The sequence below is a fragment of the Deltaproteobacteria bacterium genome, from assembly GCA_022340465.1.
GTDB lineage: Bacteria > Desulfobacterota > Desulfobacteria > Desulfobacterales > B30-G6 > JAJDNW01.
In genome coordinates this window covers 48,233-61,371 of the sequence record JAJDNW010000033.1, presented here as the reverse complement: position 1 = coordinate 61,371, position 13,139 = coordinate 48,233, and the positions used below count along the sequence as shown (strand labels likewise).

The 13,139-nt window shown below is 53.2% G+C and carries 12 protein-coding genes; 1 reads left to right on the top strand and 11 read right to left on the bottom strand.

Features of this window, described 5'->3' with window-relative positions; all coding sequences use genetic code 11:
• Positions 1-2: 2 nt before the first annotated feature.
• The 3 genes from LJE94_06165 to dksA are packed head-to-tail and all read right to left on the bottom strand — an operon-like array spanning position 3 to position 2,977.
• Positions 3-1,058, bottom strand: coding sequence for a radical SAM protein (locus LJE94_06165; GenBank protein ID MCG6909695.1), 1,056 nt, complete (start codon positions 1,056-1,058; stop codon positions 3-5).
• Positions 1,042-2,625, bottom strand: coding sequence for a ribonuclease III (gene rnc, locus LJE94_06160; protein ID MCG6909694.1), 1,584 nt, complete (start codon positions 2,623-2,625; stop codon positions 1,042-1,044). Before rnc ends, LJE94_06165 begins: the two co-directional genes overlap by 17 nt.
• Positions 2,615-2,977, bottom strand: coding sequence for an RNA polymerase-binding protein DksA (gene dksA, locus LJE94_06155; protein ID MCG6909693.1), 363 nt, complete (start codon positions 2,975-2,977; stop codon positions 2,615-2,617). The genes rnc and dksA overlap by 11 nt, the downstream gene beginning before the upstream one ends.
• Positions 2,978-3,190: 213 nt before the next feature.
• On the opposite strand from dksA, the gene LJE94_06150 reads away from it, so the two are divergent.
• Positions 3,191-3,430, top strand: coding sequence for a hypothetical protein (locus LJE94_06150; GenBank protein ID MCG6909692.1), 240 nt, complete (start codon positions 3,191-3,193; stop codon positions 3,428-3,430).
• On the opposite strand, the gene fabD is transcribed toward LJE94_06150, so the two are convergent.
• The 8 genes from fabD to LJE94_06110 form a co-directional block, all read right to left on the bottom strand.
• On the bottom strand, positions 3,425-4,363 hold the full coding sequence (fabD, locus tag LJE94_06145; protein MCG6909691.1) for an ACP S-malonyltransferase: 939 nt from the start codon (positions 4,361-4,363) through the stop codon (positions 3,425-3,427). The two genes, LJE94_06150 and fabD, sit on opposite strands and share 6 nt — an antisense overlap.
• 227 nt (positions 4,364-4,590) lie before the next feature.
• A complete protein-coding gene (gene hemA, locus LJE94_06140; protein MCG6909690.1) occupies positions 4,591-5,859 on the bottom strand; it encodes a glutamyl-tRNA reductase in 1,269 nt (422 codons plus the stop codon).
• 109 nt (positions 5,860-5,968) lie between these two features.
• Positions 5,969-6,790: a c-type cytochrome biogenesis protein CcsB gene (gene ccsB / locus LJE94_06135; GenBank protein ID MCG6909689.1), complete on the bottom strand. Its 822-nt coding sequence runs from the start codon at positions 6,788-6,790 to the stop codon at positions 5,969-5,971.
• Positions 6,783-7,451, bottom strand: coding sequence for a bifunctional precorrin-2 dehydrogenase/sirohydrochlorin ferrochelatase (locus LJE94_06130; GenBank protein ID MCG6909688.1), 669 nt, complete (start codon positions 7,449-7,451; stop codon positions 6,783-6,785). Before LJE94_06130 ends, ccsB begins: the two co-directional genes overlap by 8 nt.
• Entirely contained in the window at positions 7,448-8,455 is a 1,008-nt protein-coding gene (locus tag LJE94_06125; GenBank protein MCG6909687.1) for a DHH family phosphoesterase, read from the bottom strand. Before LJE94_06125 ends, LJE94_06130 begins: the two co-directional genes overlap by 4 nt.
• A 490-nt stretch (positions 8,456-8,945) precedes the next feature.
• Entirely contained in the window at positions 8,946-11,540 is a 2,595-nt protein-coding gene (gene clpB / locus LJE94_06120; GenBank protein ID MCG6909686.1) for an ATP-dependent chaperone ClpB, read from the bottom strand.
• Positions 11,541-11,759: 219 nt separating this feature from the next.
• Positions 11,760-12,290, bottom strand: coding sequence for a tRNA (cytidine(34)-2'-O)-methyltransferase (locus tag LJE94_06115; protein MCG6909685.1), 531 nt, complete (start codon positions 12,288-12,290; stop codon positions 11,760-11,762).
• A gap of 74 nt (positions 12,291-12,364) precedes the next feature.
• On the bottom strand, positions 12,365-12,913 hold the full coding sequence (locus LJE94_06110; protein MCG6909684.1) for a hypothetical protein: 549 nt from the start codon (positions 12,911-12,913) through the stop codon (positions 12,365-12,367).
• Positions 12,914-13,139: the final 226 nt, after the last annotated feature.

Genomic DNA, 13,139 nt, shown 5'->3' with positions numbered 1-13,139 from the left:
TCTCAATACGTTACATCTTCCATATCGATACGAAGGGCATCTTCCGCCATTTTTTCATCCGCTATCACGGCAATGGTCTTCAATTGAAATCCCTGCCGCAATTTTTGGATATTGTGGTTGTGCTGGCCCCTTAGCCTGGATATGTTTTCCGGGCGAACCCTGAACACGGCGCTGCCGCCAGCCGTCTTTTGCCCTGCCAACAATGCCGAGGCCCTGTCCAGCCATATGCTGGAGAGCACCAGATGGCCGAAGGCCGGGTGGTAGGGGCCGGCCAGAACACTCCCGGCATCCAGCACCTCTGAAGCCTGCAGTCCCATGCGCACCACCGCTATCGAAAGACGTTGAAAGAGCCGGTAGATTTTTTTAACGCGTTGGACGGCTTCCTCGGTGGTCAAGGGCGTGAATTTGCCGTCGGCATGCCACTGTGCCAGCCGGCTGTTTTCAAGCACTACCGCAGGGTATATACGTACGAAATCAGGCGCCATGGCGGCAATTTTTCGGGCGGTCGCCCACGTGGACGCGCGGTCGTCGCTAGGGAGACCGACCATCATCTGCAGACCGATTTCGTAAGACGTGTCTTTCAGCATACCCACGGCATGTTCGGTGTCTTTGGCCGAGTGGCCCCGTTCCGACTCGGCAAGCACCCTGTCATCCATGGATTGGACCCCGATTTCAATGGTGCGAACCGGATAGTGGCTGAGCAGTTCCAGCTTTTCCGGTGAAATGGTGTCGGGCCGGGTGGAAAAGCGGATACTCTGGGCCTGGCCCGGAGCGATAAAGCCGCACGCTTCTTCGAGCAGGGAGCGGATGGTTTCACGGGGCAATCCCAGGAAGTTGCCGCCATAAAAAGAAATCTGCACGCGGCGGTGTTTTTTTTTCCGGTAGGTCAGATATTGCCGGATCTGTTTTTGCACCGCCGATATCGAAATGGTTCCAGCGGCATCACCGGCGATCGCTTTCTGGTTGCAAAAGACGCAACGATGGGGGCATCCCGCGTGCGGGATGAACACCGGGATAATGAACGGTTTGGTTTGCTGGCGATCAAGCCTTTTTTTCACGAGCGCCGCGACGTAGAATTTGGAGTGCGATTCTAGCGGCATCCTGCTCGGCCGCTTTTTTGGTTTTGCCGATACCCCTGGTGCGAATGTTGCAGGCTTCAAGGTGAAAGCGGAAAATCTTATCGTGATCCGGACCGCTCGCGTCATACTGGGTATAAACCGGAACCGGGTCGTGACGGGATTGGACAAACTCCTGAAGTTCGCTTTTATAATCCTGCGCGTTGATAGTGTTGACCAGCGGTTGAATCAGGGGCGCGAAATGTTTTTTAACGAATCGAAAAGCAGACGGAAAGCCACCATCCAGATAGATGGAGGCGATGATGGCTTCCAGCGTGTCCGCCAGGATCGAGCTTTTGTTTTTCCCGCCGGTTTTGGATTCGCCTCTGCCAAGCAGAATATGATCGCCGAGAGCAATGGACCTGGCCAAATCGGCCAGTTGCTGCTCGTTTACCATAGCGGCGCGTATGCGGGTGAGGTCGCCCTCCCTCAACGCCGGGTCATGCTGCATCAAAAGGTCGCCCACGATCAGATTCAGTACGGCGTCTCCTAAAAATTCGAATCGTTCATTGTCACGTCGGTCAGGGTCGATATGTTCATTGACGAAGGAACTGTGGCTCAAGGCTTCCAGCAGGAGGTCCGGGTCTTGAAACGTGTATCCCAGGGCCTTCTCCGCCTTGCGTCCGGCGGAAATTTCGGTATGCCGGCGGCACATGGTTTCATAAAGCCTGTAAGGAACAAACAGGGACCCGCCGCCTTTTCCCATGGCGATGTTCGGATGCAGAGCGCCGTGGAAATCCGTGCCGCCGGTGATAAGCAGGCCCAGATCTTCGGCCAGGGCCATGTAGCCGCCTACCTGTTTTTTGGTATGTTGGGGATATAGAACTTCGAGGCCCACCAGGCCCATCTCCTTAAGGGACGCAACCAGGCCATGCAGGTCTTCGTCACGGTTTAACTGCAACAACCCCGGGTGGGCCAGGACAGGAATGCCGCCGGCACCGACGATCGTCTGAATTGCTTCACTGCAATCGATGCGGAACTTGTCCACATATGCCGGTTTTCCCTTGCTCAGATAGGTGTCGAAGGCGTCGTCGATGGATGCGACGTATCCCATGTTCAGCATGGCCTGGGCAATGTGGGGCCTGCCGACTTGGCCGTTTCCGGCAAGCGACCGCACCGCTTTGAGGGTGAGGTCAAACCCCAGGGCCTTCAGTTTTTTTATGATTTTAGGATTTCTTTGGCTGCGGGCACCCTGGAGTTTTTTTAGCAGGTTGTTCAGGGTCGAATCTTCAAGGTCGATGAAATACCCTAAAATGTGGTAGCTGCTGTCTTTGCTCCCCTCTATGAGGGGGGTCGCGCTGATTTCAACACCGGTTACAAATTGAAGGGTATCGGGGATGTCGAGATTCAATGCTTCCCGGGAGCCGGCAATGGTGTCGTGGTCGGTGATGGCAATAGCGCCCAGACCGAGGTCCGCGGCCATCGACACAATTTCCGGCGGCGATAACGTACCATCGGAAGCTGTGGAATGTATGTGAAGGTCTATCCCGGCCTGTTCGCTATAATCCAAGGGCTTTTTCGAAAGCTTCTTCTTTGGTTTTGCAGTCAATACACTGAGTGGTGACCGGACGGGCTTTCAGTCGCTCTTTAGAGATGTCTTCACCACACTTTTCGCAAATGCCGAAGGTGCCGTTTTCGATACGGGCGAGCGCTTTTTTTATTTTTTTAATCAGTTTGCTTTCCCTGTCCCGTATCCGGAGCATGAAATTCCGATCGGATTCGAGTGAGGCGCGATCCGTCGGGTCGGGAAAGTTTTCTTTCGGCGTGGTCATGCCGGAAACGGTATCGTCAGCCTGATTCAACAGGTCTTCCAGGCGGTTGGTCAGCAAGTCCTTGAAGTATTCGGTATCTTTTTTATTCATAATAATATCCTTGACCAGAAGATCTATTTTTAGATCTAAAAAAGAATAATCGCTACCACAACAAATTTGCTTTGTAAAGCAAAAAATAAAACAATGGACCTGTCAGGGAAATGTAGTAATATGTATTGCCAGAATATAGTGGATGACGTATGGAAAGGGATGGGTAATATTGATAATAACCGTGGTGTTTTACAATGCAAAAGGAACGGTAATATGAACGACCAGAACAAGGAATACCAAACAGAGTACCGGTCCATAACCGTAAGAACGATCGACGGGTCGACCTTTAACGGCAAGGTCAACATTTCTCCCGATCAGCGGGTTTCGGATCTCTTTACCCAACGGGACGTCCCCTTTATCATCATGGTGGATGTTGTCCTCAAGGATGTCGTGGGAAAAACCCGTTTCATCAATAAAGAACATATCGTATGGGTCGAACCGGAAGATCTATAACACCTCTTTTATAAACATTTCCAATGATTTCAAATCGTTTACAGCGTACAGCCGGCAGGGGTAGCTTTTGGGTACGGTTTTGCGCAAAAGGCCGCTGAGCACCTTCCCCGGGCCTGCCTCCACGAAGACCTCCACCGCTTCTTTCATCAATCTGTTCATGGTGTCGTACCACCGCACCGGGCTGCACAGCTGTTGAACCATGGTTTCCTTTATCTCTGCAGGATCGTCGATACCATCGGCGGTTACATTGTGGATAAGGGGAATGGCGGGGCTGTTGAAGGCAATGGCTTCCACGTGTTCACGGAAGTCTTCTTGCGCCCCTCTAATCAGCTCGCTGTGCCAGGCACCGCTGACGTTGAGGGGCACCGCGCGCGCACCCTGTGCGCTGGCGAGTTCCGCCGCTGCCTGCACGGATCGGGGCGTTCCGGTAATGACGATTTGCTGCAGCATATTGTGGTTGGCGATGGAAACGGTACCATGTTCCCGGGCGGCGGGCAGAATAGCTCGTACCTGATCGACATCCAGCCCGATGAGGGCCGCCATGGCGCCGTTATGGCGCTGCGCCTCGCGATGCATCAGTTCGCCCCGCTTCATGACCATCGAGAAGACGGATTCCTGTGAAACGATCCGGGCTGTATAAAGGGCGCTGTATTCACCCAGGCTGTGTCCGGCGGTTATATGGGGGTGGACACCGGCCTTGAGGAGGATATCCAAAACCGCCAGGTTCACCACCGTCAGGGCCGGTTGAAGGTTGATCGTGGCGGTCAGCCGGTCCATGGGACCCTGGAAACAGATTTTGGAAAGGTCGAGCCTTACCGTTTCCTCCGCCATGTCGAACAGTTCTCTTACCGAACTGTATTCGTTGTATAAATCAGCCCCCATACCGACTTTCTGAGACCCCTGTCCCGGGAAAAGAAATGCAATTTTTTTCATGGATCACCTTTTAAAAATGGAACAGTTGCCGTTTTTCGGATAATGCTTTATCATGAAAACACAAAAAAACGGCACTTGGATTTATGGCCTAAAAACATCAGACAGTTTCACGACCAGGACCATATCGTCCCTCGACTGACCGGCGTACCGGGTAAATGTTCTTACGTTTCCTAATATAATTAACAGCGGCGAAGCCGCGTTTCATAAAAGCGTGGGTCACGCTTTTATTATTCGTCCAGTTTGAAAAGGCGTCTCGCGAAATCGAGATAGGAGGCCTTGTTGATGTGCGGGCTGTCGCTTTTCAATAGCTGCGTGGGATGGTGCATGATTTTTTTGATCATGGCCTGGGTCATGCGCAGCATGGCGTCACGGTCCGCATCGGTCAGGTGGCCGAGCGATTGCAGCGTTTTTTCCAGCTCCGTTAGGGCGATGCTTTCCATTTTACCGCGCAGGGCGACAATGGTCGGAACGACGTCCAAATTTAAGTACCACTCGCGGAAGCGGATGACAGCTTCGTCGATGATACGCTCCGCCTTTCCGGCTTCCTTTTTGCGGTCTTCCAGATTTTCTTCGATGACGCCTTTAAGATCGTCGATATCGTATACATACGCATTGTCCAGCCGGTTAATTTCCGGATCGATATCGCGGGGAACCGCAATGTCTATGAAAAACAGGGGGCTGTTGCGCCGCTTTTTCATGGCCTCCTTGACCTGTTTTCTTCGGATGATGAAATCGGAGGACCCGGTCGAACTGATGATAATATCCACCGTGCGCAGCATTGCCGGTATTTCTTCGAAGCGCAGGGGCCGGCCGTTGAATTTCTTCGCCAGATGAACGCCCCGCTCGAAGGTGCGGTTGGCGACGAAAATATCGGTGGCCTTGTGCCGGATCAGATGGTCGACCGCCAGTTCTGCCATCTCTCCGGCGCCGACCAGCAGGACCTTTTTATCCTTCAGGCTGTCGAATATTTTGCGACCCAGTTCGATGGCGGCATAACTGATTGAGACGGCGTTGTCGCCGATGCCTGTTTCGCTGCGAACGCGTTTGGCCACAAAAAAGGTTCGGTGCAGCAGCCGGTTGAGGATGACGCCGGAGGTTTTGGATTGGGTCGCTGCCAGATAGGCGGATTTGATTTGACCCAAAATTTGAGGCTCCCCCAGGACCATGGAATCCAGACTCGATGCGACCCGGAAAACATGCCGTACGGCGTCTTCCCCCTCCAGGACATAGAGGGCATCATCGAACTGCCGGATGGGAAGCGCTTTGAAGCAAGAAAGGAACTGTTTGCTTTTCTGAACGGCTTCCTGTCGATTCTTGCTGATCAACAATATTTCCATGCGGTTGCAGGTGGAGATCAGCATAACTTCCTCGATAACCGGTATATCGGCAAGGCGGGCCAGGGCCACCTGTATTTCCCCTTCCGGAAATGCGATGCATTCCCTGAGTTCCACCGGGGCGGTGTTGTGATTCAATCCGATTAAGACGATATCTTGCATATTGGTTTTTTTGTGTTTTGTATGTTGTGTGTTGCAGGATATCCGCTGCCGACGGTGCTACCCGGCGGCATTTTCCAAACACCAAATACAAAAAACCAGACACCGAACCCTACATTTGTGTAAAAGGTCCGTGGTGTCCCTTGAGCAGAAAATTAACACCAAAAAAAGTGAACATGAGGACGATGAAACCGATGACGGCCATAAAAGCGGCTTTGCGTCCCCGCCAACCAAGACTGACACGACCGTGCAAAAGGGCGGCATACAGGAGCCAGGTGACGCCGGACCAGACTTCCTTGGGATCCCAGCTCCAGAACCGGCCCCAAACCGCTTTCGCGTAGATAAACCCACTGAACAGGCCGACGGTCAGCAAGGTGAATCCGATGACGATACAGGTATAGCCCGAGGCGTCGATCAATTCCAGTGACGGTAGCCGTTTGAAGAAAAAGCCGTGTCGTTTGTCTTTAATGGAGCGTTCCTGGATAAGGTAGATGATGCCGAGACCGCATGCCAGCGCAAACGCGGCGTCGCCCAGAAAAACGGTAATTATATGAAAAACAATCCAGTAACTGCCTAGAATGCTATCGGCCTGAGCCGGTTTCGTGGAAACAAAGGCGGACGCCGCCGTAATCAAAGCGCAGAGCGGAGCCGCATAGACGCCGAGGATCTTCAGGTTGTATTTGAGCTGGAACAGGATGAAAAGAGCGGCAACCGCCCAGCCGGCAATGGACAGGGTGGCACCGAGGCTTTTAACCGGGAGTTGGCCAATGGCCATGGACGCGTACACAATGGAAACCGTGTGCATCAGTAAACCGGCAAGCAACAGGTAGAAGCCTATCTTGTTCAGGCGCTCCTTCTGGCGAAACAGAAATGCCAGATAACCCGCGGTACTGAAAAAATAGAGAATGATCGTTAATAAAAGCCAGCTATTCATGGTCAATGCCCATCAGGTTGTCAACGGTAAAGCCATCTCCGAGGATATCTTGAAGAAGCCTGTCAATCGCTTCCTTTTTACCCTCCCGTAAATGATCGACAATGCCGCTTCGGATGATTTGATTGAAAACCGGTTTGTGTTCCTCGGGCGCATGCTTTTCTTTGAGCAACCGCGATCTAATGCCGTCCATGAGTTTCAAAAAGGTTGCATACTCCTCACCGAACTGCTTCTCTAGGTCCAGGCGCAGCTTTTTCGCAAAAGCCGGGCTCGCGCCGGACGTTGATATGGCGATGACGAGATCACCGCGTTTTACGGTGGCGGGAAGGATAAAGTTACAGACGTCCGGTCTGTCGGCAATGTTGCACATCAGGTTCCGGCTTTCGGCATCCCGGTTGATTTGTCGGTTCAATGGCTCCCGGTCGGTGGCGCCGAACACCATGAACATGCCCTCGAGATCGGAGGAGCGATAGGCTCTCTTTTTCAGGGTAAGGCGGCCCTGGCCGGCCATCGATTCCAGTTTGTCCGTTGCCGCCGGGCTGACCACCGTTACGTTGGCGCCGCTTTCCACCAGCGACAGGGCTTTGCGTGTTCCAACGGATCCGCCGCCGACCACCAGGCAGTTTCTGTCATGTATGTCCAAAAAAACGGGATAGTATTTCAACTGCTTTTCTCCGCGTCTGACGTTTTGACCCTTTTTTCAACACGGTTGATCATCCAGAGGATTAGTTTCTTGTCGTCCTTGTAGTCCACTCTCGGCTTCAACTCGGACAAGGGGATCTCCGCACGTGCCATGCTCTTGCGGCCACCGGCCGAGCCGAAGTCGCCGAACCCTGCTTCTGCAACTTTGCCGGCATTCTTCCTGATGCCGTCGTTGCGAAAGATGATGATCATCTTACGCTGGTGAAATCCGCAGACGATGCTCCACTTGATGGAATTGACGCGCAGGAAAAAATCGGCGATCAACACGCAGATGTCCGGATTGATCACCGGTCCAAGAGAAACATAGACCCGACTTTTTCGCATTCGCTTGATATCGACGGCTTTTTTATAATATTTCAGGTATTCGGGTTTGAGGTCGGACTGCTCGATCGTGCGAATAAGATGCTTGTTGGCATGCCTGAACAGGTATTGAAAGGCGCGCACATCTTCGAAGATGGTTTGCAGTTCGAAATTGCTCGTGTCGGTCTTGATGCCCAGGATAAGCGCCGTGGCCAGTTTTGTCGACGGCTTGATTTTTGCGGCCCGCAGGTAAGCGGTGAGAATGGTGGCGGTGGCACCATACTTGGGGCGAATATCTCGGAAGGTCGCTTGGCAATTGGTGTCGGGGTGGTGGTCGATGACCACATCAAATTGGTATTTTTGGAAATAATCATTGTGGCCGGGTTGGGAATCGACCAGAATCGTTTTGGTGTATCGGTCGCATTCCATGTCATCTTTGTAGACCAGCTTCACCCCCAGGCGTTCCACCAGGGCGATGTTGTCGGGTCTGTCGATGGTGTTGATGTTGCAGATGGTCACCGCCTGAACCCGACGCCACAACAGGCGTTTAACCGCCATGGCGCTGGCAATGGCGTCCGGATCCGCACTGATCAGGATCAGCACGCGATCTTCACCGGAGAATTGTTCGTAGAATCGATTCAGCTTTTCTTTAACGGTCAATTTCATGCAATCCGCCCCCGAGAAATTTTCAAAATCTTTTGGATGCAACTCTTTCCGGGTTCCAACTCCATGGCTTAGGCAGAATGGTTTTCGAGGTCGGGAAAATGAAAATTTCTAAATGATTATAGCGTTTGGAAAAACAACATTTCGTAATAAATGCTCCCGCGAGCGATTGAATGATGAAAACGATCTGCAAAATATACTTTACACCAAACGCTATTAACATGGCGATGAGCTAAAAGCGTTTAGCCGTATGAATCTGATAGACTATGACGTGTTTAGGAAGATTACAACCAATTTTCACGAAAAATCCCGAAAACACACAAGGAAGACGTCACGAAATATATGTGTTTCGCCTGTTACGTCTTGCATGTTTTCGGGACAGATAGCTTAAAGATTCCAGAATGTTGACCGAAGTCAACGCAGCCGGTGACTTGAATGTCTGTAATGCTGTTGAACCGGTATAAAGCGATATGTATCGTTTGATAGTATTCCTTTAATCAACCGCCGGTTGCCTGTAAAATTGGATGCTGCCGCCGTCTATTTCGGCCCGGACAGCCATTCCCTCGTGTACATTGCCTTCCAGGATTTCCATGGACAGCGGGTTTTCGATATATTTCTGAATGGCACGTTTCAGGGGGCGTGCACCGTATACCTCATCATAGCCCTTCTCGGCTAAAAAGGCCTCCACCCGATCCGACAATACCAGGTCGATGTGACGATCGGCCAGCCTTGCTACCAGCTCCCGCGTCTGGATGCGTACGATCTCCTTCAACAGATCCGGGGTCAGATGATGAAAAATGATGATTTCGTCGATACGGTTTAAAAACTCCGGTTTGAAGCTGGCGCGCAGGGCGCCCTTGACGGCGGCTTCCATCTTTTCAGCCCCTTCACGGGCATATTCCTGGATCAGCTGGCTGCCGACATTGGAGGTCATGATGATGATCGTGTTTTTAAAATCCACCGTGCGTCCGTGGCCGTCGGTCATACGCCCGTCGTCGAGGATCTGCAGCAGCACGTTGAAAACATCCGGATGTGCCTTTTCGATTTCGTCAAAAAGCACCACGGCATAGGGTTTCCGGCGAATGGCTTCGGTCAGGTAACCGCCTTCTTCATACCCCACGTACCCTGGAGGCGCTCCTATCAGACGGGAAACCGCGTGCTTTTCCATGTATTCCGACATGTCGATGCGCACAATGGCCTGCTCGCTGTCGAAGATGAACTCGGCCAACGCCTTGGCCAGCTCGGTTTTGCCCACACCGGTGGGACCCATGAAAATAAACGAGCCGATAGGCCGTTCCGGGTCCTGCAAGCCGGAACGTGCCCGACGGACCGCGTTGGACACGGCGGAAATCGCCTCGCTCTGGCCCACCAGGCGTTCTCCCAGGCGCGCCTCCATCTGGATCAGCTTTTCCTTTTCACCTTCCATCATTTTGCTGACCGGTATGCCCGTCCACCGCGACACCACTTCGGCAATTTCGTCTTCTTCCACTTCCTCCTTGAGCATCTTGCTGTTTTCCTGCAGCCGGGCGAGGTTGTCGTTGGCATCGTCCAACTGCTTCTGGAGGGCCGATGCCTGTCCATAACGGATCTCGGCAACCCTGGCCAGGTCGCCCTCCCGTTCAGCTTTCTGTGCTTCGATGCCGAGCTGCTCCTGTTTTTCCTTGATGCTGCGGATGGTCTGAATCAGGTCTTTTTCGTTTTTCCAGTGGGCCTTCATCTGGAGAATGTCTTCTTTCATCTCGGCCAGGAGTGCGTCCAATTTATGCAGGCGCGCTTTGGAAGCGGCGTCGGATTCTTTTTTCAGGGCTTCTTTTTCGATTTCCATCTGGGTGATTTTGCGCTGAACCTCATCGATTTCCACCGGCAGACTGTCGATTTCGATACGCAGCTTGGAGGCGCACTCGTCAATGAGGTCGATGGCCTTGTCCGGCAGAAAACGGTCTGAAATATAGCGGTGGGAAAGGACTGCGGCGGCGACGATCGCGGAATCCTGAATGCGCACACCGTGGTGGACTTCATATTTTTCCTTCAAGCCTCTGAGAATCGATATCGTGTCCTCCACCGTGGGCTCCAGCACCTTCACGGGTTGAAAGCGGCGCTCGAAGGCGGCATCTTTTTCAATATATTTGCGGTATTCGTTCAGGGTCGTAGCCCCGACGCAGCGCAGCGTTCCCCGGGCCAACGCCGGCTTGAGCATGTTGGAGGCGTCCATGGCGCCCTCGGCGGCGCCGGCTCCCACCAGGGTGTGCAGTTCGTCGATGAAAAGAATCACGTCGCCTTCGGCCTCTTCCACCTCTTTCAGAACGGCCTTGAGGCGGTCCTCGAACTCGCCCCGGTATTTTGCGCCGGCGATGAGGGCGCCCATGTCCAGGGCGGCGAGCCGTCTGTTCTTCAGGGTTTCAGACACGTCCCCAGCCACGATGCGCTGGGCCAGGCCTTCGACGATGGCGGTTTTGCCAACGCCGGGCTCACCGATCAGGACGGGATTGTTTTTCGTGCGGCGGGACAGCACCTGCACGATCCGTCGGATTTCGTCGTCGCGTCCGATGACCGGGTCGAGCTTGCCCCGCCGGGCCAGCTCGGTCAGGTCGCGGCTGAACTTTTCCAGGGCCTGGTATTTGTCTTCGGGATTTGGGTCGGTGATGCGCTGCGACCCGCGAATGTCCACCAGAACCTTGAGAATAGCATCCCTGGTGACGCCCTGGCGCTTGAGAACGTCCCTGGCCCGGCTGCCGCTCTCGTCAAGGACCGCCAGCAGAATATGTTCGATGCTGACATACTCGTCCTTCATGCGGGCCGCTTCGGACGACGCGCCTTCCAGCACATGCTTGGTGACTTGGGAAAGATAGACATCGCCCGCTCCGGAAATTTTAGGCAACCGGTCAACGGCCGCGAGCATGGCTCTGCGAACATCTTCCGGCGACACCCCGAGTTTACGCAGTACGGCACTGGTCGTGCTTTCATTGTCTTCCAGCATGGCGCAGACCAGGTGTTCGGGTTCGATCTGCTGGTTGCCCTGTTGCTGCGCCAGGGACTGGGCCTGCTGGATCAGCTCCTGAGATTTGATGGTAAATTTGTCGAAACGCAAAATTACTTCCTCCATTTATACATTATTAGTAATGTGACCTATTTTGTAACAAGAATATAAACACAGGTTTTCCTGTGTCAAATCGGAAAGCTACAAGGGGATGAGATTTTTTTATCACCGCAGATGAAGGCAAAACGCAACGCCTTTTTCAGCGGTTGCAGCGGCCACGCAGTTCCGGTTTACCGCCCGCCTGAAACCTGCCGGGGCAGGCACTGCCGGTCACGTCGCAGACAACAAACCACCATCGCCGCCTACATTATGGGTAGCTGTGGTCGCCCGTGTGCCTTTCAGGGATTCGTACAAAGCGATGCCCACGGCGGTGGAAAGGTTGAGCGAACGGATGTCGCCGGTCATGGGGATGTAGAAATCGGCCTGGGAAAAGCGTGTCAGAATGTCCAAAGGCAATCCCCTGGTTTCAGATCCGAAAACAAGAAACAGGCGCTCCAACGGCGGTAGGTCCCAGTAGGGGCGGGACCCTTTTTTTGTGAAGAGGCAAATCTCCTCCGGACCCGGCGTGACGGCTTCCATGAACGCATCGAACGCAGGCCAGGTGTGGAGATCGACATGCTTCCAGTAGTCCAGGCCGGCCCGTTTCACCTGCTTGTTGTCCAGAGAAAAGCCAAGCGGTTCGATCAGGTGGAGGGTGGCCCCGGCTCCCAGGCAGGTGCGGCCGATGTTGCCGGTGTTCCAATGGATCTCCGGTGATACCAGGACAATATGCCTTTCATAAAAATAATTTTCGGACATCATACCATTGAAGTGATCGACCCTTTTTTATAGGAAACTTTAATGCATGGTGTGTATTTTGGGCATTGAAAATTATTTTAAAAATTTCTGGGCTTGCAGACGATTTCGCGGATGCGGAGGTCGAACAGGCCCGTTTGGTGGGCCGGCTTGAGAATCAGGGCCGCATCGGCGCCCCGGCCGGTACCGCCAATGGCGACGATGTCGTTTCCGGTCAGGGCCCCGGCATCGGCGGCCATGATGGAGACTTCCACGGCCACCTTGGTGCCCTGGCCAAAAAGGCGCAGGGTGTCGGCGACGATCAGAATCGGATAGGGGCCTGAAAATTTGTTGAAAAAGGATCTTTCCACACCGGAAAGGGCATGGGTGGCGGACACCACCTTGACGCCTTTTTGTTTCAAATCCTCCCGCACGGCTGGGTCCATGACGGGTGTGAAGGGTTTTCTGAAGCCGCAGTGGTAGGTGACGGCAACGATGGAGAACCCTTTGAAAATCTCGAGGGCTTTATAGGCGGTGTCCCCTTTTGACGTGGCCAGAACCACCTCGTTGAGACCCAGTTCCCTGGCGCGGGCGCAGGCCTGCGACAGCGTCTGTTCGGTATTTTCTTTGCCGGGATTGTCAAAATACATAATACCTCCATTGGAAACAATATATCATACGTTTTCATGTAACTGATTATAACGAATTGGCCGACAGGTCAACAATAGACACTGCGTCAGACATTAGCATACGAACCGGGCACGGAAAATCATCGATACTGTTTGCATTGTTAAGAGTGACGGTTTATATCCCCTACGGTGAGCGCTTCCAATTTTAAGAATGATTAAAACAAACAGTTTTTCAACGGATTCTATC

Coding starts and splice junctions, on each gene's coding strand:
- dksA (MCG6909693.1), bottom strand. CDS start 2,977: ATGAATAAAAAAGATACCGAATACTTCAAGGACTTGCTGACCAACCGC.
- LJE94_06150 (MCG6909692.1), top strand. CDS start 3,191: ATGAACGACCAGAACAAGGAATACCAAACAGAGTACCGGTCCATAACC.
- fabD (MCG6909691.1), bottom strand. CDS start 4,363: ATGAAAAAAATTGCATTTCTTTTCCCGGGACAGGGGTCTCAGAAAGTC.
- hemA (MCG6909690.1), bottom strand. CDS start 5,859: ATGCAAGATATCGTCTTAATCGGATTGAATCACAACACCGCCCCGGTG.
- ccsB (MCG6909689.1), bottom strand. CDS start 6,790: ATGAATAGCTGGCTTTTATTAACGATCATTCTCTATTTTTTCAGTACC.
- LJE94_06125 (MCG6909687.1), bottom strand. CDS start 8,455: ATGAAATTGACCGTTAAAGAAAAGCTGAATCGATTCTACGAACAATTC.
- LJE94_06115 (MCG6909685.1), bottom strand. CDS start 12,290: ATGATGTCCGAAAATTATTTTTATGAAAGGCATATTGTCCTGGTATCA.
- LJE94_06110 (MCG6909684.1), bottom strand. CDS start 12,913: ATGTATTTTGACAATCCCGGCAAAGAAAATACCGAACAGACGCTGTCG.